Below are 24,831 nucleotides of genomic sequence, written 5' to 3'. Positions count from 1 at the left end.
CTCCGGTATCTCCTGTTACACCTGTGGCCCCGGTCAATCCTGTGGCTCCAGTGACGCCGGTCGCCCCAGTATCTCCTGTAGCACCTGTTACTCCGGTTCCCGTGGCTCCTGTTGCTCCCGTTACTCCGGTTGCTCCCGTATCTCCTGTGGCGCCGGTCGCTCCTGTTCCTGTAGCACCGGTTGCTCCGGTCGCTCCCGTGGCTCCTGTTACTCCGGTCGCTCCCGTATCTCCTGTGGCGCCGGTTGCTCCTGTTCCTGTAGCACCGGTTGCTCCGGTCGCTCCCGTGGCTCCTGTTACTCCGGTTGCTCCCGTATCTCCTGTGGCGCCGGTCGCTCCTGTTCCTGTAGCACCGGTTGCTCCGGTCGCTCCCGTGGCTCCTGTTACTCCGGTTGCTCCCGTATCTCCTGTGGCGCCGGTTGCTCCTGTTCCTGTAGCACCGGTTGCTCCGGTCGCTCCCGTGGCTCCTGTTACTCCGGTTGCTCCCGTATCTCCTGTGGCGCCAGTCGCTCCTGTTCCTGTGGCTCCTGTAGCACCGGTTGCACCAGTTTCACCAGCTGCTGCTAACAAGGTATAATCTGGCGACGTACCTGGCGTACCTGTTGGTGGTGCTGTATTCACGATATACGTCCCACCTTCGAATGTCACCACTTGACCTACTGGATAGGTTGGGGCTACCGCTGGATCAAATGCCACGATACCCGTTAAGCCTACACCCGTGGCTCCAGTCGGGCCTGCTGGGCCTGCTGGACCCGCTGGACCAACTGCACCCGCCGGACCTGCTGGGCCTCTCCTTCCTCTCCCGCCTGGCGGACCTTGAATGACACAAACACAAGGATCTTTTCCGCAGCAAGGATTTTTCACTGGTTTTCCTGACTTTCCTTTCTTACAGCTATCACATTCCCATCCATCATCCTTATACGCATCATACCAGCTTCCTTTTTGGTAATGGCCTTTAGAATGAGAGGGATAGGTTTTTCCGCATTGTCTACATCTTTTCATAGAATCACCCCCATCCATCGTATTCAACCTCATAGTGAAAGGTGTATGTACATTTTTATTTTTATTTAGAAAAGTTGAGAAGACCTTGCGCTCCATACACAAGGTCTTTGTTTCATTGAAATCTCATCGTCATTTTTAAATCTTTTCCTACCATACTATATTCAATATCCGCTGGACGGATCGCCTCTTTTAGTTTTTTCACACCCTCTCCTTCAAAGAAAGTAGGTGCGTCTTTCCCTCCGATCAATAAAGGCGCCATATAGATAACGGCTTCGTTCACAAATGATGCTTCTAAAAATGACGCACTCACACTGCCTCCTGCCTCAACAAGCACTGACATCACAGAGCGCTTCTTCAACATGTGTAACACATCCTGAAGATCTGTCCGATGTTCTCCGCTTGTGACAAATACTTGATGTCCTTTTTGTATCAGCTGATGATACTTTTTTTGATCGTAGTTTTGTGATGTACAAATAATGGTTTTCGCCATGTGATCTGTTAAGCATTTGGCATGAAGCGGAATTCTTAATGTGGAATCTAAAATGACACGAATGGGCTGGGTCATGATTGAATCTTTCACAATAAGACCTGCATCATCTTGAATAATCGTTTCGACACCTGTTATCACAGCATCTGCTTCTTGGCGCAATTGCTGCACTTCTTGCCTCGCTTCTGTTCCTGTGATCCATTTGCTTTCAAGTTGAGCTGTGGCAATTTTCCCATCTAATGAAATGGCTGATTTTAAGATGACGTAGGGAAGGTCTGATTGAATGAAATGGAAAAAAGGCACATTTAAGCGATCCGCCTCCTGTTTACATATTCCTTCATCTACTTCGATCCCTGCTTGTTTCAACACGGTAATCCCTTTCCCTGCTACAAGCGGATTCGGATCTTGCGTCGCAATGACTACTCGTTTCACACCACTTTTGATAATCGCTTCTGTGCAAGGACCCGTTTTCCCATGATGCGAACAAGGTTCGAGCGTTACATACAGATGAGCTCCTTCTGCCTTTTCTCCTGCCATGTGCAGTGCATGAATTTCAGCATGAGGTTCGCCCGCCTTCATGTGAGCACCCATTCCAACAATTTCACCTTGCTGCACAATGACTGCACCGACAAGCGGGTTTGGGGAGGTTTGCCCTTTCATTGCCTTTGCGTTGGCAATCGCCAGTTTCATATAAAACACATCGTCTTTCATGTGAGTCTCCTTTCTTCTCTTTCAAGGGAAAGAACTCCTTCAGGAAATGAAGGAGTTCTATTCTCATATTTTTTCCATCCGTTTCTTTTCAGAACGATCATAGTAAGGCAAGGAATAAAAAAGTTTATATGATGCTCGTTGTTTACAAAAACAGCATTTGCGACATTCATATTTATTAATGAGGAGCACATGCGGACAATTGAGTACAGTCAGACCTTTTTTCATATGTTCCTTGCAAACACTTATCATGAGAATCCCCCGCTTACATTCTTTTTCTTAATGAGAGATTACTTCTTTTGGAAATTGTTCAAATAAGCGCAGTACTTCGGTATACGTGCCATCTTCTCGAATATGATAAATCCCACCATCATACGAGCTTGCGTATACATCATTGCCTAATTGTCTGATGGCACTAATTCCATTCTTGGCAATTCTAATTGGGCCGGTATTGACCCCGAGCTCTGGATTCCACACAACGATATAGCCCCAATAATCTCCGCTCACAATATAGCCAGAGTCTGTGACAGAGACCGATTTAATCGAATACTGGTGTTCATTATGCTGGTCTAAAATTCTTCCTGTATGCAAATCAAACAATCTCACATTCTTGTCACGGCTGACAATGGCAATACGATCTCTTTTGCTATCAATGAATACGTCATTTAATAGCTCAGTCGCCCCGATATATTTCGCTTTTAAAGACAAGCTCTTCTTATCTAAAAGACAGATGGTTCCTTCTACCGCAGCTGTGATGATACGATCTCCTTCTACTTTTAGTGCTTTCACAGCACAATCGTGTGCTTTGGAACGACCAACTTCCTTTAAATGCTCCGTCGAAATGACATGTACATAGCCGCCGTAAGTTCCAATATAAAATTGCCGATCCTCCTCGTGGAAATACACACTGTTGACCGGCCCTGTATTGAGATCAAACGAAACCATTTTCTGTAATGATTCATGAACAATATGCACCTGACTTGCATGATCTCCCCAAGCATAATAGCTTCCATCTCGTGCGACAGCCACTCCATTTGTTAAAACGCCTGTCGATTTAGCGATTTCAATCCCATTCTTTCTGAATTTTCCGTCATCTGATGCTGTGATGATATCTCCCGCATCAGTCAGTGCAATATCATTAATAGATGGTGTCGCCATTTCGATCTCATCTGATACCACTTTCCCCTTTTCAATAGACCATTCACAATACGTTTTTCCAAAGCTGGCTCCTAGGATGGATTTCTCATCCTCCGTCCAGACAAGCGAGCGCTCCCACTGATATTTATGAGGGAGAAGAGTATCAACCAAATCCCCTGTTTCGTAATTCCACAGCTTAATTAAATGGTCATAGCCTGCTGTCAGCAAGTAATTGCCGCTTGGAGAAAAGTTCACACGCTTGACGCCCTGTAAATGAGCTTTGATGATTTTTTTCTCCTGTAAAGTCACCGCATCATAAATAATAACGGTGCCATCGTCTCTGCCAAGTGCGAACACTTCTTTTTGATTGCTGCCGCTGATTGTGTCCAGCTCATAATCAAACGGACCGATCTCCCCTACAATTTCTCCTGTATCATACAGCCACACAAGAACATAGCCATCATCACCTGTTGTATAAGCTTTATCGCCATGTATCCATACAGCTAATACATCCTTGCTATGTCCATGAAATTCTCTTAGGATGGCTCCTGTTTCGATATCCCAGACTAAGCATCTTCTATCTCTAGACACAGATACAAGCAACGTATCCTGCTTCGCAAAAGCAACGGCTTCTACATCATCCGCATGACCAAACAGGGTGCGAATTCGAGTATGAGTACTTGTATCAAACAATTGAATGGTATAGTCTGACGATGCACTCGCTAAATACTTTCCGTTTTCAGAAAGAGATAAAGAGTTAATGATATGCTCGTGACTTCCAATAAACGTTCCTTCTCCTGTCGCCCGGTTCCACTGATAAATACAGCGGTCATAGCCGCCAGTGTAAACAATTTGGTCCTGCTGAGTTGATAAAACAGATGTAATTGGTCCTCTATGCATAGTTTTACACTCCCACCTTTATATGTTGTTTTTGACGAGTTATTACACGAAAGCCAGTAAATCGAAAAACAGGGTCTGGGTGCTTTCCGTGTCTTCTGGCGACTCTGCATAAATCTCCGCCTCTTGCAAAGGAGCCGCCTTTTAAAATGTAGTAATCACTGCCAAGCGTTTCCGTTAAATCATCTACGACCTCAATGCCGCCTTCGTACACATGATATTTGGTGTTGACCCATTCCTCGACGTTGCCCCCCATATCATAAAGACCGAATAAGGATCTGCCCTTTTCGTAATGGCGGACAGGCGTCGTTTTTTCGATATTTGATTCGTACGTATTACAGGAAGAAGGGTCAAACTCATCTCCCCACGGGTATTGATTTCTCGTGTTACCCCGGGCAGCATATTCCCATTCTTCTTCAGTAGGAATCGACACGTCTATCCCAAGTTTCCCGCTCAGCCACTGACAGAATGAAAAGGCTTCCTCGATCTCCATGCCCCACGCCGGATGATCTTTCCCGCCGCCAAGCTCTTGATTCGTTAAGCTCTCTGGGTACGACTGGCCTGTTTCATCACAATAGCTTTGATACCATTCATTGGTGACGACCGTATCTGAAATGAAAAATTCATTGATATACGACTGATAGGATGGAAATTCTTTATACAGCCATTTTTGAAATTTTTTCTCACGGCCGTAAGTTGGATTGAGAAGCTTGTCCTTCCAGAATTCTGATGCCTTTTTCATATCTTCTTCATTACTTCCGATTGTTGCATAGCCGCTTGGGATTTGAATCCAATTGATTTCAGGTTTCACGCTTTTCTCCCGCCTTCTTTAAAGTAAACTCATCTACTGGTTAATTAATTTTTTCTCATCGACCATATGCCCTGAGGCTGCTTTTGCTTTTAAATAGGCTTCATTATAGAGAGAGGCTTCGACCGTATGATCAAACCGCAAAACAGGAAGACCGTAGGCAGCAATGGAATCGACTTTATCTGGATTGTTCGTTAGGAGATGCATTGGTTTCCCTTTGTTTAAATAGTGCAGAACAGCCGCTGCCTCCTCGTAAATCCGGTCATCATCTCCGCAGCCAATCAGACGGTTGGCTTCAAAAGTATCCAGCTGCATTTCCTGTAATTTATACGTCAATGCTTTCGCCATCAGCCCAATTGACCGCCCTTCTTGATTGGCCATATAGACGAGCATGCCTTTTCCGTAATCGGTGATTTTCTTCAGCGATAACGCAAGCTGTGGACCGCAGTCACATTTTAGTGACCCAAACACATCCCCTGTTTGGCAGACACTATGAATTCGCACAAGCGGCGGCACCTCATTTTCAAAGTCGCCAAATAAGAGACAAGAGGAAAAGGTTTGCTGCGCGGTACTCATTTGGACAATAGATTCGATCGTTGGTTTTGTCTCCCCTTCAACAGGTGCGAAGGCATACCATTTAAATGGCACTTCTTCATGTTGAATGGAGATTGGCAGGTTCACTGGCCCCACGAGCAAATAGTTTTTTTCTTGAAAGGTAAAATGATGAATCATTGATTGCAATTCATCTACAAACTTGTTCATTTGTCTCCCCCCTATTCATCGCTGCACCCAAATCGACTCACGTAGCGCAGTGATGGTGATGAATATGTGCCTGCACTCATGGCTTAAAAGAACATGGATGTGCGTTTCCTCTTATCCTTCAGACCTTGATTCCACCTATTCTAGCGATATGTCAATCTAGGTCTTTTCCAGTACAAAGGAGCAGAATTCTTGGTTCATAACGCCTTTCCCTTACATGATGCGCACAGGCTGTTTTTTAGAATGAACACCTCTGCTACGTTTGAGTGATCACCTTTGTACTAGATTTTGACGGCAATGACATGATGCTGGCTAATGCCGGCTTTTGCTTTTAATGGTGTAATCGATACAAGCTCCAGACCTGATGAACAAATTCTTTCTCCAAGCTGAGAGTCTGAAAACGAAAAGTGGAAACGGCCATCCTCTCCGATTAATCCTGTTCTCCACTCTTCTCCCCATACAACAAGTGAGAAGACGCCGCCTTCATGAAGCAAAGAGGAAACCTGTTTTAAATAACGCTCATGATCATCAGGGTGCTGGTGATGAAAGCAGCCATGATCTAAAATTAAATCAAACTGCATCCCTCGACCCTGGCCCATCGACCAGGACATAAAATCTTGATGAACAAAATGGACAGGAACCGTTTCTCTTTTCTGTAATCCTACCCACTCCTCATGCTCATACAGGTCGATGCCGACATATGCGGAAAGCCCACTTAAATGTTCAAGTGCCCGGCCGTTCCCGCACCCGATATCCAGCACAGAAGCAATTGCATTCTTTTCCCTTGAACGCCATGCCTTTAGTGACACCACGGCTGCATCTGTTAAAGATGGATCAGTAGACCACATATCTGTTCTTTTCTCATAATGTTCTTGAAATGCCATTCGCATTTTTTCTAGATACAACCCACTGTCTTCATGGTATAAAGCCTTTTTCATCACAGGACCTCCTTCTATTTAAAATCGACTTTCCGGGCAAAGGTCATTTTCAAGCCAAACACCTTATGTTAAAATGAAAGATGGATTTTTTAGGAAATCTATTTTCTGAAAAAGAAGAGAAGCATCCCACATGTTCACTCTTCTTTTTCAGCATGCATCCTCATATGCAGCCATTTGACAGCTGCAGCGCCTCAGCTTGTTCTCTCTTTTTTTCATATGAGTTCACCTCCTTCACCGTTCGATCAACTCACTGTCTTTCTTGAAAACGCTTTCTCTATTGTGCAGGAATACGACGTCTTTTAATTATCTCTTGCAAAGTGATCATATTAGAAAGATCATCTACTGTTTAAATCGACTATCATTTCTTCTTCATGTAAAAAACCATTTTCTTGTGTTTTAGTAGAAATTTCCCGAGTGCTTTTACCTTGGTTTTATGCCACCACCTATCACTAGAGTGTGCCTAGAATAAACCCATCAGAAATTTAACAACTACTTCCATAACAACTGGAATAAGCCAAATATATTGTTTTTAGATTATTTTGTCAACAAATTATTTCCTAAACATTAAAATGAATTTTCTAATTGAAAATACAGGTATTTTTCGTGGTTTTTTGACCTCAAAACACTTATTTCTACATAAAAACACAACATAAACCAATAGAACTAAGAAATTTATCTACTAAATTACACAAGATTCCCATTACATTTTGAAACAAAATTGAAAGATACAATAATTATTTCCCGAATAGATTTTTGTGATATTTTGACTATTCCTTTCTCATTTCCTATCATTTTCTTTGGTATATCTGCATTTTCAATTAGATGATTTACTGTTTATTCCAATCTGCTGTTTTTTCTTAATATAGGAAAAAAGATGCTTCCTCTCCTTCAGAGATGAAGGCATGAAAAAAAGCCCCTTACGAAAGTAAGAGACTTTTTTCAGTTGGCGTTTAAGCCCAAGTTTTCACTTTTTCATGGTCTGTCACAAAGAGAAGGACTTTCCCTTCGTCTAAATGTTCTTCAAATGTTTCAGCTTCTTCTTTAGAGAAACCAATTTCATGGATTTTATTTCGGAGCTCATCGCCCTTTTTACTAAAGATGTTCCCAACAGCATGTTTCAGTCCAACTTCTCTTGGACCTATCGTATTGGCATCTGCGTTTCCAGCAATACGCTCTGTACGATCATCGTCATGGGACAGAACATAAATGTCCTCTCTTGCAACACCGAGTGATTTTAATTGCTCTACATCTCTTTGAAGTGTTTCATCATTTGAATACTCTCTTACAACAGGTTTCATTTTATATTCCTCCTTTAGCGTCTTACGAATCTTTTACCCGTCACTTTTATCATTAAACCTTCCTTGAGCACATCCATTTTACATTGTGTACTAGCCATGCCTATTGACTTATTTTTGACAAAAACCCTGTAAAAATGACTAAATTTTCAGAAATATTTATGTTCATCCCTGCTATTTTGGTGTACAATTCTTGTACTGGAGGCTAGAAATGAGGTAGAGCTGATGTATTACTTTTCAGCGGAGCAGCAGTTTAATGCTTGGGTTGTCAGTGATTTGGTGAAACAGCTTTTTCAAAAGTGGAATCCTGAAGAAGCAAAAGCAAAGCCGCTTACATTGTTTGCTGAACAGCACTTTCGCATCTCCATTGATTATCTCTTTTCCATCATTATTAACATTGGAGATATCGAGTCAATTGAACAAGATCCACAAGACCTGTTGTCCTCATACTTGAATATCCTTTTTCCTTTTGTGACGCGCGATATGATGAAAGCCTCCATGCAAAATGCGAACGAATATTTATTAAAAGAACGTGATGCGGACGTGTATCAGCTGTTTGGCTGTCTGCCACCGCTCCTCTCTGTTGACTTCCAAAAAAGTAGTCCTCATCTCTGAGATGGCGGCTGCTTTTTTGTATGTGCTTGAAATAGACCGTATGTTTTGAATGAAAAGAAGCATCATGTTAATGTAAATCTAGGTTGCAAGTGAAAGGGAGGATTTGACATGAGTCAACAAAAGCAAATTCAATTAGCCAAACGTCCACAAGGATTACCTACAAAAGATGTTTTTCATTTTGAAACAGTCGATATACCTGTGCCGCAAGATGGTGAAGTCTTGATTCAAACGAAATATGTTTCTGTAGATCCTTATATGAGAGGACGAATGCAGGATACAAAATCCTATACACCTCCATTCAAGCTAAATGAAGTGATTCAGGGCGGTGTTGTCGGAGAAGTTGTCGAGTCTAAATCGTCTCAATTTGAAAAAGGTGATTTTGTTCTTGGATTCCTTGGCTGGCAAGAATATTCCACGGCCAAAGCTGAATCTCTGACTAAAATTGATCCATCCATTGCGCCATTGTCCTATTATTTAGGCATTTTAGGCATGCCAGGACAAACCGCTTATTTCGGTCTTCTTGCGATTGGTCAGCCAAAAGAAGGCGAGACCGTTGTCATTTCTGGGGCCGCAGGTGCTGTTGGTTCCGTTGTTGGGCAAATTGCTAAGATCAAAGGCGCTCACGTCGTTGGGATTGCGGGATCTGATGATAAGCTGGCTTATTTAAAAGAACTGGGTTTTGATGAAACGATTAATTATAAAACAACAAATGACTTAGATGATGCTATTGCAAAGGCATGCCCTAACGGCGTCGATGTGTATTTTGACAATGTAGGCGGCGAAATATCTGATGCTGTGATGAATCATTTGAACCGCTTCGCACGTATTCCAGTGTGCGGCGCGATTTCGTCTTATAATATTAGCGCAAGCGAGGACATCGGACCGCGTGTGCAAACAAAACTCATTAAAACAAGCGCATTGATGCAAGGCTTCATTGTTGCCAACTATTCAGATCGTTTTGAAGAAGCAGCAAGAGATCTCGCACAATGGGTAAAAGAAGACAAACTGACTTACAAAGAAACAATCATTGAAGGCTTTGACAACATTCCTGATGCATTCCTCGGACTATTCAAAGGGGAAAATGTCGGAAAACAGCTTGTCAAAATTTCATAAAAAGAAAGGACCCTCCATGTGGAAGGGTCCTTTTTCTATGCTTGCTTTGGCGCAAGATGCAGCTGGCCTTGCTTATAAACAATTTCCTGAAGCGAAAGATTCAGCTTTTTCGCCATTTTTTTCAGCATTGATTGCTCTTGAGGTGTGACAAGACTGATGACAGCCCCTTCTTTTCCTGCGCGACCGGTTCTGCCTGAACGGTGGATATAGCCTTCTTCGTTTGGCAGGTCGGCATGGATCACATACGGCAGATCGTCAATATCGATGCCTCTTGCTGCGATATCCGTTGCAAGAAGGAGAGGGAATTCACGCTGTTCAAATTCCTTTAAGATGATAGCACGCTCTGCTTTTTTCGCTTCACTATGAAGGACACCGAGGTCGACATGGTGATATGCTAATTTCTCTGCATAAATGCTTAAATTCGTAATATCACGCACAAAAACGAGCGCCTGCATGTCCTCAAGCCGTGATAGCTTTTGCAGTAGTTTCACTTTGTCACGCTGGTCACATAACAGATAATAGTGTCCTACTTTCTGCGCTTCTTCCTCGCTTCTGGCAATTTTCAATACTTCTGGTTCAGTTGTCATTTCTTTAATCAGTTGAACCGTTTCGTCTTTCAGGGTTGCAGAAAAACAAAGAATTTGTCTTTCTTTTAATGTGGATTTAATAATCGCTTGGATCGTTTTCATATGCTCTGGCACAAGAAGCTGATCTGCTTCATCTAGCACGATCGTTTTGACTTCGTGCATTTTCAGTTTCTTGATTTTGATTAATTCTTGTACACGGCCAGGTGTTGCGACAACGATGTTCGGGTGTTTCTTTAGTTTTTCCTGCTGCTTTTTAATGTTCGCTCCACCAATCAAGGAGATCGCTTTGATGTCTGATCCTTGTTTGAACTCTTGCACGACATCAAAAATTTGCATCACAAGCTCTCTTGAAGGTGCCAAGATTAAGACTTGCGGGTGCTTGATATTCACATCGATTTTATTTAAAAGCGGCAACACATACGCCAGTGTCTTCCCCGTTCCCGTAGGCGATTCTGCAATCACATCACGCTTCTCCGTAATCCATTCTGCTGTTTTTTCTTGTATAGCTGTTGGTTTTTCAAAGCCAGCCGCTTGGAAGTTCTCTTGTATAAATGGCTTTGCTTCTTTCAAAAATGCCCAATTTTCTATCATGTCGATCTCCTTTATCCTCATTCAATCTATCCTTTAGTATCTCAAAATCAGCTTTGAAACGCAATTTTTCTTTTGATGCTTTTATCGAGCTGGACAGTTCGATATAATCATGAGAGGCACTAGCCGTTTTGAATCTATTTGAGGTGTAAAAAATGATATTATCTGTTAAAGATTTAAGCCATGGCTTTGGCGACAGAGCCATTTTTCACGAAGTCTCCTTCCGTTTATTAAAAGGCGAGCATGTCGGCTTAATTGGCGCCAACGGTGAAGGAAAGTCAACGTTTATGAATATTATTACTGGTAAGCTGGAGCCAGATGCAGGAAAAGTCGAGTGGGCAAAAAATGTCCGTGTTGGCTACCTTGATCAGCACACTGTGCTAGAAAAGGGAAGAACGATCCGCGAAGTCCTTCAGGATGCATTCCACTATTTATTTTCCATGGAAGCATCGATGAATGACATTTACGGCAAAATGGGTGAAGCCGATCCTGATGAGCTGGAAAAACTGTTAGAGGAAGTGGGCGTTATTCAAGATGCGCTCACAAACAATGATTTCTATATCATTGATTCCAAGGTTGAAGAAATAGCCAGAGGTCTTGGGTTAACGGATCTTGGGCTGGACCGTGATGTGACGGAGCTGAGCGGCGGGCAGCGTACAAAAGTATTGCTTGCGAAATTGCTGTTAGAGAAGCCAGAAATTCTCCTTCTCGATGAGCCGACCAACTATTTAGATGAGCAGCATATTGAGTGGCTGAAGCGCTATTTACAGGAATATGAAAATGCGTTTATCCTCATTTCACATGATATTCCGTTTTTAAACAGCGTCATTAACTTGATCTATCATGTTGAAAATCAAGAGCTCACGCGCTATGTTGGTGATTATGATCAATTTAAACAAGTGTATGAAGTCAAAAAGCAGCAGCTTGAAGCAGCTTATAAAAGGCAGCAGCAGGAAGTCGCTGAATTAAAGGACTTTGTTGCAAGAAACAAAGCACGTGTCAGCACAAGAAATATGGCCATGTCCCGTCAGAAGAAACTGGATAAAATGGATATGATTGAACTCGCAGCAGAAAAGCCAAAGCCTGAATTCCACTTTAAGACGGCACGGACTTCTGGGAAATTGATTTTTGAAACAAAAGATTTGGTCATTGGTTATGATGAACCGCTCTCTCGTCCATTAAATCTGAAAATGGAACGCGGGCAAAAAATTGCGTTATACGGCGCTAACGGGATCGGAAAAACGACATTGCTGCGAAGTCTCCTTGGAGAAATCTCGCCAATTTCGGGTGAGGTGGAACGCGGAGAATTCCTTCATATTGGCTACTTTGAGCAAGAAGTAAAAGAGCAAAACAGCAACACCTGTATTGAAGAGGTATGGGGCACCTTCCCTTCTTACACGCAATATGAAGTGAGAGCCGCTCTTGCAAAATGCGGATTAACGACAAAGCATATTGAAAGCCGCGTGTCTGTATTAAGCGGAGGAGAAAAAGCAAAAGTCCGTCTTTGCAAGCTGATCAACGAAGAAACCAACTTACTTGTTCTCGATGAGCCGACCAATCACTTGGATGTCGATGCAAAAGAAGAACTAAAACGTGCATTAAAGGAATACAAAGGGAGTGTCTTATTGATCTCTCACGAACCTGAATTTTATCAAGATGTAGCCACTGAAACTTGGAATTGCGAATCTTGGACGACCAAAGTATTATAGGCTTCAGATTGTTGACAAAGGGCTAAAATGATCTTTATTTTAGCCCTTTGTCTTCTTTTCAGCATGATAGAAAACCTTTGAAGTCTAGGAAGGACGAGTACCGGAGTGGAGCGAATTGAACATTCGTGAGCACCGGAACGCAGTCCTGACAAAGAATGCGAGGGTTTGTCTACACGCTGAGCCTTATATCTGATGCAGATATAAGGCTTTTTCTATTTAATGACCTGCTTGAATATTGATGAGATGCTTACGACCAATCAGCAGGATGATCATGCCTAACAGAACGACAGCCGCCCCCACATAGTAAGGGGTGCTTGCTGTATAAGATTCAGCAAGTACGCCAGCAATCCAAGGAGCAATCGCGCCCCCAATAAACCGTACAGCACTGTAAGAGGATGAAGCAATGGAACGCTCAACCGGTGCTGATCCCATCACAGCGGTCGTGAGCACAGTATTGATCATGCCAAGAATACCCCCAGCAATGACAATTCCGCAGATGACGACGACTACATGTGAAGTCCAGATCCCAATACCGAATAAAATCACAGCAAACGAAGCAAACAGAACCACAAGAGAAGTCAATGTCCCAAGCTTGCGATGAATGACCGGCGCTGAGAAGACGGATGTCACAGCTAAAAATAGTCCCCATCCAAAAAAGACATAACCAAGACCATGCTCATCCAGATGAAGCACAAATGGCGAATATGCTAAAAGCACAAAGAAACCAAAATTGTATAAGAAAGCGGCAGATGCCATCGTTAAAAGCCCTTTATATTTTAACGCCCCGACAGCCTCGAATAATTTCACCTTTTTCTGAGGTTTTTGCATCGGTGGAAGCATAAACGTAATGGCTAAAAGAGCAACAAGCATTAATACCGCAACGCCAAAGAATGGTCCGCGCCAAGAGATCGTCCCAAGCTCTCCCCCAAGCAGTGGTCCAACCGAAATCCCAAGACCTAGTGCAGCCTCGTATAAAATAATGGCCTTCGCACTTCCTCCAACAGACACGCCAACAATGACAGAGAGAGCCGTTGAAATGAATAAGGCATTCCCAATGCCCCATCCGCCTCTAAAGCCGATTAATTCGTTAATTGTTGAAGAGGTACCGCCTAAAGCAGAAAAGACAATAATAAAAATAAGTCCGATTAATAACGTCCATTTCGCACCAATCCGACTAGAGAGAAAGCCGGTAAAAAACATCACAAAGCCGGTCACAAGTAAGTAGCTCGTAAATAAAAGAGAGACCTGACTTGGAGATGCATCTAATTGTGATGCAATGGCCGGCAAAATCGGGTCCACAAGTCCTATCCCCATAAATGAAATCACACATGCAAAGGCAACAGCCCAGACGGCCTTCGGCTGTCTAAGCAGACTTGTACGCTGTTTTAACACTTCTTCTTCCTTCATTCCATCAGAACCTTTCCTTCAAATGTTGACAAAATAAAATAAACACACAGAGGTGTTTATTTTTGTAATTGCTCAATTGCATGAGCCGCTTTATCTTTCATCGTTTCAAGATCCTTTTTAAAGGATTGAATCGTTTCAAGCTTTTTTGTAATCAATTGATGCTGCACAGTCAGCTGCGCATCCATATCTAACAGCTTCTCTAATCGTTCCTTCGGATCAAGCGACAGCAAATAGCCTTCTTTATTTAGCTCTAGCTGTTTTCCTATTTCCATAAACGATTGAAGCTCTTGTAAAGAAAAGCCGAGTACCTCTTTTGCCTGCATCACTTTCTCTAGTTCTTCCATGTCGTCCTCTGAGTACAGTCTGACACCGCCCTCTGTCCGCTTTGGTGCTGATAATAAACCAATCTCTTCATAGAAACGAATCGTCCGTTTCGTCAGCCCGCTTCTTTTCGCCACTTGATCAATTTTCATCCATTCCATTGCCAGTGCCTCCTGCTCATCAATTCATGATTTATTATACACCTTTATAACCTTAACGTAAACGTAAATGTTTAAGTTCTTGATTCTCTCGTATTTTGATGTAAAGCAAAAAACCTGTAGAATGTTCTACAGGTTTCATATTAGGATTAACCCTCTAATTCCTCAATCATGATCGACAGTTCTGTCCAGCGGTCCATTGCTTGTTCTAGTTCTTCAGCAACGGCTTTTTGTTCGTCCATCAGCTCTTGAATTTTCCCAAAATCACTGCCTGCTTCTGCAATGCTGGCTTCAAGCTGCTGATGTTTTTCCTCTAATGCCTGAATCCGGTCTTCAATTCCGTCCCATTCAAGCTGATCTTTATAAGAAAGTTTTTTTCTCTTTTTAGGCGCCGCTTCTACTTGTTTCTCAGCAGGCTTTGTCTCTGTCCGCTTCGCCTCTTTTTCTTGCTCCATGTAATCGCTGTAAGCACCTTGGTAGTGTGAAATGCGGCCATTTCCTTCAAAGACAAGCAGACGATGAACCACTCGGTCTAAGAAATAACGATCATGCGATACGGTCATGACAACGCCAGGAAACTGTTCTAAATAATCCTCTAAAATGCTGAGGGTCTCCGTATCAAGATCGTTCGTCGGCTCATCTAAAAAGAGAACATTCGGTTCTTCCATTAAGACTTTCAGTAAATACAGTCTGCGGCGTTCTCCCCCTGACAGCTTGCGAATAAACGTCCGCTGCATGGATCTTGGGAATAGGAACCGCTCCAGCATTTGCTCTGCTGTCACTATGGCGCCATCAGATGTCTTAACGATTTCAGCTGTTTCCTTGATGTATTCAATGATCGTCAGCTCTTCATCCATTTCCTTGTGATCCTGCGTGTAATAGCCAATACGAACGGTTTGTCCAATTGTCAATTGTCCTGAAGTCGGTTCAATTTTACCCGCTAGACAGTTGAGAAGCGTCGTTTTTCCGACTCCATTCGGTCCGATAAATCCAATCCGGTCGCCCGGCACGACTAAGTCTGTAAACCGCTCCACAAGGTTCTGGCCAGCAAAGGAAATCGACAAGTCTTCTGCCTCTATGACTTGTTTTCCTAGGCGATGGGAACCGATGGCGAAATCCAGCTCTCCCTTCGCATCAGGCCCTTTTTGATCCATCAGCTCTTCGGCTCTGCCGATGCGTGCTTTCTGCTTCGTCGTTCTTGCTTTTGCCCCTCTTCTCAGCCATGCAAGCTCGCGTCTGAGTAAGTTTTGACGCTTCGTTTCTTTTACCTGAGCTTCGGCTTCTCGTTCCGCTCTTTTTTCTAAAAAGACTTCATAATTTCCTTTATACGTATAAAGCTGTCCTTGATTCAATTCATAAATTCGATTGGCCACCCGGTTGAGGAAATAACGATCATGCGTCACCAGAATGACAGCACCGCTGTATTGACTCAAATATCCTTCGAGCCATTCAATCGTTGCATTATCGAGATGGTTGGTTGGCTCATCTAAAATCAGCAATCCCGCAGGCTGAATTAAATTTTTAGCAATCGCGACACGCTTTTTCTGTCCGCCTGATAAGGCATGAACAGAACGGCTCACATCTTTGACGCCAAGCTTTGTCAAAATCGTTTTGGCTGACAGGTTCGCATCCCATGCGTCTTCCTGATCCATTCGATTTTGCATGCGCATGAGCGCCTCTTGTTTTGCTTCATTTTGCGGATCATGCTCTAAATCAGCGAGTGCCTGTTCATATGCCTTCATCGTTTGAATCATGGGTGCTGTTCCAGAAAAAATGTAATCGAGAATCGTTTCATCCCCGTTCATTTCAGGGTCCTGCTCAAGAAATTCGATATCAAGTGTCCCTGCCTTCGTGATGTCACCCTCCTCAAACGATTCAAGTCCTGCAATGACCTTTAGGAGCGTTGACTTTCCTGTTCCGTTTGGTCCAATCAATCCGATGCGTTCCTTTGGTTCTATATGAAAAGAAATATGATCAAACAGCGTTTTCTCGCCATAGGTTTTATATAATCCTTCAACATTCAATAAACTCATTTTTATCAGCCCTTACATAGATTCTTCCTTTATTCTAAATCAGCCAGTAGCAGAAAACTAGTTTTAAAAAACCTGCTGCTGAAAAGAATGTTTCCTTTTGCTGCTCGATACACTATGAAGAGGTGATCTAAAGATGGTAACCATTAGCTTATGTATGATCGTGAAAAATGAAGAGGAGGTGTTAGCGGACTGCCTCTCCTCTGTTCAAGACATTGTCGATGAGATGATCATCGTTGATACAGGTTCAACAGATCATACGAAGGAGATTGCTCACTCCTTTTCAGCACAGGTACTTGATTTCGAATGGGTTCAGCATTTTGCCAAAGCCCGCAATTTCGCTTTCTCACGTGCAACGAAAGAGTATATTTTATGGCTTGATGCAGACGATGTTCTGCTAGAAGAAGACCGTCAAAAATTTCTTCAGCTCAAAGAGACACTCGATCCTTCGGTAGATGCCGTCTCGATGTTTTATCATGTGGGATTTGATGAAGACGGTCGGGTGAATTTTAAATATAGAAGAAATCGCCTAGTGAAGCGTGCCTTAAACTTTCAATGGTACGGAGCCGTTCATGAGTATCTTCAAGTGTATGGCAACATCTTTCCAGCCGATATCGCCGTCACACACCAAAAGCGTAAGAAAACAACCGCTGGTGAGCCTGGGCGCAACTTGCGAATTTATGAAGATATGCTGGCAAAGGGAGAGAACATGACACCCCGTGATCTCTTTTACTTTGCCAATGAATTAAGAGATAACAAGCAGCATGTCAGAGCGATTCGTTTTTATCATGAATTTTTAGCGACAAAACAGTGCTGGATTGAGGATGAAATTCGCGCATGCCAATATTTAGCCGACTGCTATTATGCGGTAGGTTTCGAGGAAGCGGCTTTATCCTCATTATTACGTTCTTTCTTATATGATCAGCCTCGGCCAGAATTTTGCTGCCGGATCGGGGATCATCTAAAAATTCAAAATAAACATCAGGCAGCGATCTTTTGGTATGAGCAGGCGCTGAAGGCTCCTGAAAACGAAGCAGCCTTCACACTCACACAGTATAAAACGTGGTATCCTCACCTTCAGCTTTGCTATTGTTATTATCAGCTCGGCAATTTGGAGAAAGCCAAAACACATCACCTTGCCTCCGCCGCCCATAACCCCACTCATCCAAGTGTGCTGTATAATGAAAAAATATTTACTAAATAGACATAGACTATCTATCGCCACATCCGCCTTCCATCTCTTGGCGGATGTCTCTTTTTAAGCACAAATTCGATTGTGGCGTTTAATACTTTAGTGATTTAAAGCGTTCTCCAACCAATTGACTAAATTATCATTTAAGCATATACTAACACTCGTCTTACGAAAAGATTTATCCATTAGGAGGTCAACATGAGTTCTTTATTTCGAAAAAAGTCTCTCGACCAGCTCATGCTTGAAAGTCAAACGAAGCGGCTCAGCCGATCGTTAAATACGTTTGATTTAATCTTGCTTGGCATTGGCTGCGTGGTCGGGACTGGTATCTTTGTGATTACGGGGGTTGCTGCTGCGAAAGATGCGGGACCTGCGATTATTATATCTTTTATTTTAGCTGCGATCGCATGCGCCCTTGCTGCTTTTTGCTACGCTGAATTCTCCTCGTCCATTCCTGTGTCAGGAAGCGTCTATACGTATTCCTACGCAACACTTGGGGAATTTCTCGCCTTCTTAATGGGCTGGGATCTCATGCTTGAATATGTCATTGCGCTCTCTGCTGTAGCAAGCGGATGGTCGTCCTATTTTCAATCACTGCTCAGTGGATTCGGTCTGCACATACCGAAGGCATTATCAGCTGCACCTGGAGCCGCTGATGGAGCCGTCTTTAACCTTCCAGGCGCACTCATTATTTTGCTCATCACCTTTATCGTCTCAAGAGGCGTCAAAGAAAGCACGAAGCTGAATAACATCATTGTGCTGATTAAAATTGCCATCGTCCTTCTCTTTATCATTTCTGGCTTTGCTTACGTCAAACCTGAAAACTGGACACCTTTTATGCCGATGGGCTTTCACGGCGTGATTGCTGGAGCGGCGACTGTCTTTTTTGCTTACCTTGGATTTGATGCAATCGCTAATGCGTCTGAAGAAGTCAAAAATCCTCAAAAGGCGATGCCAATCGGAATCATCGGTGCGCTCGGTGTTTGTACGATTTTATACATTGGTGTTTCATTCGTCTTAACAGGCATGGTTCACTATACGAAGCTGAATGTCAGTGACCCTGTCGCATTTGCTCTTCAAGTTGTTGGCCTGAATAGTGTGGCGGGCATTATATCCGCAGGTGCTATTATCGGGATTACGACAGTGTTAATTGCACTTGTTTATGCTCAAGTTCGCTTAACCTTTGCCATGAGCCGAGATGGACTCATGCCGAAAATCTTTTCAAACGTTCATCCAAAATCGAAAACACCGGTTGCCAACACTTGGCTCACAGGTGCTGTTGCGGCATGTATCGTTGGATTCGTTAACTTATCTACGCTAGCGAATTTAGTCAGCATCGGTACACTTGCAGCCTTTACGGTGATCTCTATCGCTGTGATCGTACTACGGAAAAAACATCCGAATATGAAGACAGCTTTTAAAGTACCTTTTGTACCTTACCTTCCCATTATTAGTGCGGTCATTTGTATGATATTGGCTGCTACACTGAAATGGGAGACATGGAGAGCCTTCCTGATCTGGGTGGCCATTGGTGTCGTTGTTTATTTCACCTATGCAAGACGAAAAAGTCATCTGAATGAAACACATTAGAAAAGAGACACGGGGATTCCCGGTCTCTTTTTTTTGCTTAAACCACGCTGTTTTTGACTGAATTTGAGTCCACCATATCTGGATCTAACACGCTTGAAATTGGAATGACAAGCGGTGAACAATCTCCATTGTCCTCTCCAAATCCTTGGTTCAATTTCATTGAGAGAAAATAATCGATCTGCTGATAAGGACCTAGCGTCAGTGATGCACCCCGATCCATTGCATTGATTTTAAAAGCACCGACATTGACGACTGAGGGTGAGAATAACATCACACGTCACTTCCTTTGAATGGGTTTAGCTGCTGGTGAAAAAGAGGCAGGTGAGTCCACTTGATCTCGATCATCTACATGGCTTTTTGTCCCGACAAAACCGCTCGCATCTCCAAAATTTTGTCCGTACCCCTGATTTTTTTTATCTGAGTTTTGCCACTCTGCTAACAAATTTTGTCCGACATTCACCGCCGATGCATTTTCAAAGGAATTAATTTTTAACATGAAAATATTAATATTGATATACGGAGTTGGTTGAACCACAGATAAACCTCCTTTTTATAGGTATATGCAAGCACCCATCAAGTATGTTAACAGGAGGTCTTCACATGGACTTCGAAAAAATGAAGCAGTGGATGGATATTGCCCAGCAAATGCATGGGGATGATTTTTGGAAAATGATCTTCGATGATGAGCAAAGATCTCCCTTTATGGCAAATGGTCCATCTCCCTTTACATTCACTCAGCAGGATCAGCGCGGCCCAGACGCGTCGTTTCCACCAATCGACATGGTGGAAACCGCGACAGAAATTCAGTACTTATTTTATTTACCTGGCTACCGAAAGGAAGATGTACAAGTGTTATCATATGGTGAATATTTGGTTGTGAAAGGACAGCGTCTTTCCTTTTTTAATGAGCAGGATTTTCGCCAAAAGCAGGGGAAGTATGGTCCGTTTGAAAAGAAAATCCGGCTTCCAGAAATGATTCTTGGACAAATGAATGCGGCCTTTAAAGACGGTGTACTTTATATCAGGCTGCAAAAGGATGAAGGAAAAGCGACTGCTATTATCATAGATGACGAATATTGATACTCACGGCGTCGATTTGATCACGATCATCAATCGATTCAATCGGAAGGATCGTGATCACGCCATCAGCATTCTGTTCCCCAAAGCCATTGTTCCTTTTGATCGTACTGCAATGATTGCGAACAAACGTCGAACCAAACGTCATGGATGATCCTGTGCCAATCGAATTCGTTTTCATATGAGCAATGTGAATCTGAGTAGGCAGCATGTGCGTCTCCCCTTTCTTGTCATCTCTATAAGTATATATCTCACAGCTTTTCCATAGACTAGATCAAGGCAGAAGAAAAGGTTGTGGTCTACTTGAAACATTTCATTCTATCACTCTTTAAAAAAACTGAATCCAGTCCATCCCCCTCTGTCACCGAGCTGGAGAAAAGGCTCACCGCTCTCGAGCAAAAAATGTCCGCACCAGCTTCTCCTGTCTCAGAGGATACACACATTCATATCGAATCCCTGCATGTGGACAAAATTGATTACCATTTAGAGTTTGGGGAGCTTTCCATTGATCAGCTTCAAGGCAGGCTCAATATTGGGGCAACCTATTACACGCCAAAGGACACGCACATCAAAAAATCAGCACCACCACCGAAGCCAAAAGAAACAAAAACACCGACAGTCTCGATTCGATCAAAGCCATCATCTTAACCCGCTCAGCTTTTAAGCACAATCGGGAGCCAAAAATACACCGCAAGGACAATCACCACAATACTCATGATATTTAACCAAAAGCCTGCCCTGACCATATCAGATATTTTCAGCACGTCCGCACTAAAGACAGCGGCATTTGGCGGTGTGGAAATCGGCAGCATAAACGCACATGAGGAAGCCAAAGCAGCCGCAGCCATTAACCCATAGGGCTCGATGCCAATCGCAAGCCCAAGCCCTACCGTAATCGGAATAATCATATTGGCAACAGCTGTATTTGACATAATTTCAGTCATAAACAAAATCGCTCCCGTTAAAATGATCAATAGCATGATATACGAAAGCCCATTTAAATGCTGTAGATTTTCCCCGATCCATCCTGTTAGATTGGTTTCTGCAAAGCCCGTAGCGAGTGAAAGCCCACCTCCAAACAAAAGCAACAGCCCCCATGGTAGCTGTTTCATATCCTGCCATTCTAATATTCTCTCTCCGTTTGTTGCTGGAATGAGAAATAACAGCATGGCACCGAAAATGGCGATAGATGTATCAGATACGGTGATCCCTCCAAACAAAAAGAGCTTAAAAATCCACAAAAACGCCGTCATAAGAAAAACACCAAACACCCATTTCTCCTCTTGTTTCATTTTTCCTAAATTCTCTAATCCTTTTCGAATGAACGTTACACTCATTTCACCTGTGTGCTCTACTTTGAACTGTACCTTGGTCAAATACAGAAATAAGAGAATGAGCAGAATCATCGCAACAGGAAAACCAAACAAAAACCACTCAAAAAACATAATTTCCCGATCTAATAGCTTTTTTGACATTGCAGCAAACACAGCATTTGGCACAGACCCAACAAGTGTTGCCAAACCACCAATTGACGCTGAATACGCAACCGACAATAAAATACTTTTACTGAATCGCTCAAGAGATGGACCAGCTAAGATGTCATTAGCCTTGACCTCTTTAATCACAGCCAGTGCCACCGGAAGCATCATCAGGGCTGTCGCTGCATTTGAAATCCACATAGATAAAAAAGCAGTCGCAATCATGATACCTAATACAATGCGGTCACTTCGTGTGCCAATCACCCTTAAAATGTGTAAGGCCATTCTTCTATGCAAATTCCATTTTTCAATGGCAATTGCAATCATAAATCCTCCCATGTACATAAAAACGATCGGATCTCCATAAGCTCTTGATGTCTGTTCCATAGAAAGCCCGCCAAGTGTCGGCAGTAGGATGATGGGCAATAAAGATGTTGCAGGTATGGGCAGTGCTTCTGTCACCCACCATGTAGCCGTCCAAGCGGTAATGCCCAAGACTACCCTCGCAGCATAGGTCAATTCATTTTCAGGTATGAGAAAAAGAATGAGCAAGAAGAGTGCCGGTCCAAGAACAAGTCCAATCACATTCACCTTTTTATAAACGATAACAATCCCCCCCTATTGAAAGCGTTTGTATATTTTTCTATTTTTTCACATTCGATGATCTCTTAAGAAATCCTTTAAATCATAAGAAAAAATGAAGATATCTTTCATAGAAACAAGCTATCATTTTCGTCCCTTTCCCAAAACCATGACATCGTGCCTTGGTCTATTTTCATAGGAGAAACTATACAAATCACGACCAATCACTGTAAAATATAGAGGATCTAATCAAAAATTGAGGTGTTTTCATTGTATACGGATCAACGAAAATCATTTTGGAAACAGAAAAAAGTCATGATCCCCATTCTTAGTATCATCGTAGTTGCTGCTGCTTTCTTTTTCTTAAAAGATTCTCTTTTCTCAAAAGAAAAAGAAGCTTTAAAAGCGGCTCAATCCTTTACGAAACAAATGGAGAAGAAAGACTTTACAAGGCTGGCTGAAGAGGTAACAAGTGCGTCTTTGAAAGCCAATGACTTCTCAAAAAAACAACTAGCCGAAAAATACGACAATATCTTTAACGGAATTGGTGCTTATGATCTGAACATATCAAAGCTCAACGTCGAAAAACAGGACAAAGGAAATGGGTATCAATTTTCCTATGATGTGACAATGAAAACGTCATTGGGCAAGCTGCACAAGCTTTCTTACAAGGGCGTTCTCTCAGAAGAAGATGACAAATGGAAAGTCGACTGGAAGCCAAATCTCATCTTCCCGCAAATGGAGAAGGGAGATACCATCAAGGTCAAATCAGACCCTGCTGTCCGTGGAAACATCGTCGATCGAAAAGGGCGTACCCTAGCAGAAACAACTGGTGGAAGCGCACTTGGCATCATCCCAGGAAAGCTTGGCACAGGGGAAGAAAAAGAACGCAATATCAAAAAAATCAGCAAGGCGTTTGATTTAGATGAAGAACTAATCGACAATCAGCTGAAACAAGCATGGGTCACAGACGACACGTTTGTCCCGCTCAAATCAATGTTAGAACAGAAGCTGATTCCAAAGGATATAAAAGGCGTCACCTATCAATCGAAGGAAATGCGTTACTATCCTTATAACGAAGCCGCCGCCCATCTCACCGGCTATGTCGGGAAAGCAAATGCAGATGATATCAAAAGAAATCCGGCATTAAAAGCAGATCAAATCATTGGCAAAACCGGTCTTGAATTCACATTTGACAAAAACTTGCGCGGACAAGATGGCGGAAGCATTTTGATCGTCCATGATGAAACAGGCATTGAAGAAACATTGCAAAAGTCAGATCGACAAGATGGAAAAACAGTGAAGCTGACCATTGATGCCTCTTTACAGAAAAAAGCCTATGAACAGCTGAAAGGTGAAAAAGGGGCCGTCACGATCATGAATCCATCATCGGGGGATCTATTAGCGCTTGTCAGCGCCCCTTCCTATGATGTCAATCTTATGACAAATGGGATCACACCTAAGCAATATCAGGCATACAGTGAAAACCCAGATCTCCCATTCCAAGCCCGGTATGCGAGCCGGTATGCACCAGGGTCTACATTCAAAACCATTACAGCAGCCATCGGGCTGGAAACAGGTGTCACAAAGCCTAATAAAGTACGCACCATCCATGGACTGAAATGGCAAAAGGATCAATCTTGGGGCAATTATCGAATTACACGAGTTCACGATAAAGAAAACGTAAATATGGTTGATGCCCTCGTGTACTCAGATAATATTTACTTCGGACAGGAAGCACTGGAAATTGGCAAAGACACCTATGGAAAAAAAGTGAAAGCATTTGGATTTGGTGAAGATTTGCACATGCCATTTACAATGAAACCAGCACAAGTATCAAACGACGGCATTCAATCGGACATCTTACTTGCTGACTCAGCATATGGTCAAGGCGAATTACTCATGTCACCGATTGAACAAGTACATGCCTATTCTCCATTTGCAACAGGAGGCAAGCTTGTCTATCCTCGAGTCGTTCAAGATGAGAAAACAGCATCACCAAAACAAATCATCAAAGAAGACTCGGCAAATACAGTGAAAAACGCGCTCACTCAGGTCGTGACGAGTCCAAACGGTACAGCTCACTCCTTACAAATTGAAGGAGCTGACATTGCCGCTAAAACAGGAACGGCAGAGCTGAAAAGCAAACAAGGAGCGACAGACGGTTCTGAAAATGGATTTTTACTTGCTTTTAATCCTAAAAAAGAAGATTACGTCCTCGTCGGCATGATTGAAGGTGTAAAAAATCGCGGTGGTAGTGGACTCGTTATTCAAAAAATGAAGCCTGTCATCGCAACTTTTTATAAGTAACCATTTAGAGACACAAGCGCTTGTGTCTCTTTTTTCTAAATCATG

General features: G+C 42.9%; 22 protein-coding genes and 1 pseudogene. 8 read left to right on the top strand and 15 right to left on the bottom strand.

Features of this window, described 5'->3' with window-relative positions:
• From QRN39_RS17965 to QRN39_RS17935, 7 genes and pseudogenes are all read right to left on the bottom strand, one after another.
• Positions 1 to 1,000: pseudogene (locus QRN39_RS17965) on the bottom strand (exosporium glycoprotein BclB-related protein); the annotation flags it as partial.
• Positions 1,001 to 1,112: 112 nt separating this feature from the next.
• Positions 1,113 to 2,198, bottom strand: a complete 1,086-nt coding sequence (gene ribD, locus QRN39_RS17960) for a bifunctional diaminohydroxyphosphoribosylaminopyrimidine deaminase/5-amino-6-(5-phosphoribosylamino)uracil reductase RibD (protein WP_050945776.1) — start codon at positions 2,196 to 2,198, stop codon at positions 1,113 to 1,115.
• A 276-nt stretch (positions 2,199 to 2,474) separates the two neighbouring features.
• Complete coding sequence (locus tag QRN39_RS17955; RefSeq protein ID WP_284907816.1) at positions 2,475 to 4,232, bottom strand: WD40 repeat domain-containing protein; 1,758 nt, start codon at positions 4,230 to 4,232, stop codon at positions 2,475 to 2,477.
• 4 nt (positions 4,233 to 4,236) lie between these two features.
• Complete coding sequence (locus tag QRN39_RS17950; RefSeq protein WP_137055404.1) at positions 4,237 to 5,040, bottom strand: formylglycine-generating enzyme family protein; 804 nt, start codon at positions 5,038 to 5,040, stop codon at positions 4,237 to 4,239.
• 33 nt (positions 5,041 to 5,073) lie between these two features.
• Complete coding sequence (locus QRN39_RS17945) at positions 5,074 to 5,799, bottom strand: GTP cyclohydrolase II (RefSeq protein WP_212046299.1); 726 nt, start codon at positions 5,797 to 5,799, stop codon at positions 5,074 to 5,076.
• Positions 5,800 to 6,077: 278 nt separating this feature from the next.
• Complete coding sequence (locus QRN39_RS17940) at positions 6,078 to 6,734, bottom strand: class I SAM-dependent methyltransferase (protein ID WP_284907815.1); 657 nt, start codon at positions 6,732 to 6,734, stop codon at positions 6,078 to 6,080.
• Between the two features lie 950 nt (positions 6,735 to 7,684).
• Positions 7,685 to 8,032, bottom strand: coding sequence for a YflT domain-containing protein (locus QRN39_RS17935; protein WP_003214326.1), 348 nt, complete (start codon positions 8,030 to 8,032; stop codon positions 7,685 to 7,687).
• A gap of 222 nt (positions 8,033 to 8,254) precedes the next feature.
• On the opposite strand from QRN39_RS17935, the gene QRN39_RS17930 reads away from it, so the two are divergent.
• The gene (locus QRN39_RS17930) at positions 8,255 to 8,644 is read left to right on the top strand and encodes a YfmB family protein (RefSeq protein WP_003214189.1); all 390 of its coding nucleotides are present in this window, start codon (positions 8,255 to 8,257) and stop codon (positions 8,642 to 8,644) included.
• 108 nt (positions 8,645 to 8,752) lie between these two features.
• Positions 8,753 to 9,757 (top strand): NADP-dependent oxidoreductase, encoded by a 1,005-nt coding sequence (locus QRN39_RS17925; protein ID WP_003214060.1) that lies wholly within the window; start codon positions 8,753 to 8,755, stop codon positions 9,755 to 9,757.
• 35 nt (positions 9,758 to 9,792) lie between these two features.
• Here QRN39_RS17925 and QRN39_RS17920 read toward each other — a convergent pair whose 3' ends face one another.
• Positions 9,793 to 10,935 carry a DEAD/DEAH box helicase gene (locus QRN39_RS17920; protein ID WP_003214170.1) on the bottom strand — a complete coding sequence of 381 codons (1,143 nt, stop codon included), beginning with the start codon at positions 10,933 to 10,935 and terminating at the stop codon, positions 9,793 to 9,795.
• 152 nt (positions 10,936 to 11,087) lie between these two features.
• On the opposite strand from QRN39_RS17920, the gene QRN39_RS17915 reads away from it, so the two are divergent.
• Positions 11,088 to 12,641, top strand: coding sequence for an ABC-F family ATP-binding cassette domain-containing protein (locus tag QRN39_RS17915; protein ID WP_284907813.1), 1,554 nt, complete (start codon positions 11,088 to 11,090; stop codon positions 12,639 to 12,641).
• A gap of 216 nt (positions 12,642 to 12,857) precedes the next feature.
• Here the strand turns inward: QRN39_RS17915 and QRN39_RS17910 are convergent, their stop codons facing one another.
• The 3 genes from QRN39_RS17910 to QRN39_RS17900 all read right to left on the bottom strand — a co-directional run bounded on the left by QRN39_RS17910 (position 12,858) and on the right by QRN39_RS17900 (position 16,560).
• Positions 12,858 to 14,048, bottom strand: coding sequence for an MFS transporter (locus QRN39_RS17910; protein WP_003214465.1), 1,191 nt, complete (start codon positions 14,046 to 14,048; stop codon positions 12,858 to 12,860).
• Between the two features lie 56 nt (positions 14,049 to 14,104).
• Positions 14,105 to 14,530, bottom strand: a complete 426-nt coding sequence (locus QRN39_RS17905) for a MerR family transcriptional regulator (protein WP_003213966.1) — start codon at positions 14,528 to 14,530, stop codon at positions 14,105 to 14,107.
• A 146-nt stretch (positions 14,531 to 14,676) separates the two neighbouring features.
• Positions 14,677 to 16,560 (bottom strand): ABC-F family ATP-binding cassette domain-containing protein, encoded by a 1,884-nt coding sequence (locus QRN39_RS17900; protein WP_050945769.1) that lies wholly within the window; start codon positions 16,558 to 16,560, stop codon positions 14,677 to 14,679.
• Positions 16,561 to 16,693: 133 nt separating this feature from the next.
• Here QRN39_RS17900 and QRN39_RS17895 point away from each other — a divergent pair, with 133 nt between their 5' ends.
• Positions 16,694 to 17,761, top strand: coding sequence for a tetratricopeptide repeat-containing glycosyltransferase family 2 protein (locus QRN39_RS17895; protein WP_268458206.1), 1,068 nt, complete (start codon positions 16,694 to 16,696; stop codon positions 17,759 to 17,761).
• A gap of 186 nt (positions 17,762 to 17,947) precedes the next feature.
• On the top strand, positions 17,948 to 19,339 hold the full coding sequence (gene bcaP / locus QRN39_RS17890) for a branched-chain amino acid transporter BcaP (protein ID WP_106036035.1): 1,392 nt from the start codon (positions 17,948 to 17,950) through the stop codon (positions 19,337 to 19,339).
• Between the two features lie 37 nt (positions 19,340 to 19,376).
• On the opposite strand, the gene QRN39_RS17885 is transcribed toward bcaP, so the two are convergent.
• Positions 19,377 to 19,610: a hypothetical protein gene (locus tag QRN39_RS17885; RefSeq protein ID WP_024424583.1), complete on the bottom strand. Its 234-nt coding sequence runs from the start codon at positions 19,608 to 19,610 to the stop codon at positions 19,377 to 19,379.
• Positions 19,611 to 19,616: 6 nt separating this feature from the next.
• Positions 19,617 to 19,874: a hypothetical protein gene (locus tag QRN39_RS17880; protein WP_003213975.1), complete on the bottom strand. Its 258-nt coding sequence runs from the start codon at positions 19,872 to 19,874 to the stop codon at positions 19,617 to 19,619.
• A gap of 65 nt (positions 19,875 to 19,939) precedes the next feature.
• Here QRN39_RS17880 and QRN39_RS17875 point away from each other — a divergent pair, with 65 nt between their 5' ends.
• Positions 19,940 to 20,419 carry an Hsp20/alpha crystallin family protein gene (locus QRN39_RS17875; RefSeq protein ID WP_284907810.1) on the top strand — a complete coding sequence of 160 codons (480 nt, stop codon included), beginning with the start codon at positions 19,940 to 19,942 and terminating at the stop codon, positions 20,417 to 20,419.
• Here QRN39_RS17875 and QRN39_RS17870 read toward each other — a convergent pair.
• Entirely contained in the window at positions 20,400 to 20,627 is a 228-nt protein-coding gene (locus tag QRN39_RS17870; RefSeq protein ID WP_050945766.1) for a hypothetical protein, read from the bottom strand. The genes QRN39_RS17875 and QRN39_RS17870 overlap by 20 nt on opposite strands.
• A gap of 83 nt (positions 20,628 to 20,710) precedes the next feature.
• Here QRN39_RS17870 and QRN39_RS17865 point away from each other — a divergent pair, with 83 nt between their 5' ends.
• On the top strand, positions 20,711 to 21,064 hold the full coding sequence (locus QRN39_RS17865; protein ID WP_137055410.1) for a hypothetical protein: 354 nt from the start codon (positions 20,711 to 20,713) through the stop codon (positions 21,062 to 21,064).
• Between the two features lie 5 nt (positions 21,065 to 21,069).
• Here QRN39_RS17865 and QRN39_RS17860 read toward each other — a convergent pair whose 3' ends face one another.
• Complete coding sequence (locus QRN39_RS17860) at positions 21,070 to 22,485, bottom strand: SLC13 family permease (RefSeq protein ID WP_137055411.1); 1,416 nt, start codon at positions 22,483 to 22,485, stop codon at positions 21,070 to 21,072.
• Between the two features lie 261 nt (positions 22,486 to 22,746).
• Here QRN39_RS17860 and pbp4 point away from each other — a divergent pair, with 261 nt between their 5' ends.
• Positions 22,747 to 24,786 (top strand): penicillin-binding protein PBP4(5), encoded by a 2,040-nt coding sequence (pbp4, locus tag QRN39_RS17855; protein ID WP_284907808.1) that lies wholly within the window; start codon positions 22,747 to 22,749, stop codon positions 24,784 to 24,786.
• Positions 24,787 to 24,831: the final 45 nt, after the last annotated feature.

The organism is Bacillus sp. lyk4-R2A-2, assembly GCF_030209735.1.
Taxonomy (GTDB): Bacteria; Bacillota; Bacilli; order Bacillales; family Bacillaceae; genus Bacillus; species Bacillus pumilus.
The sequence above is the reverse complement of the archived record's forward strand: the minus strand, read 5'-3'. Positions and strand labels throughout refer to the sequence as shown.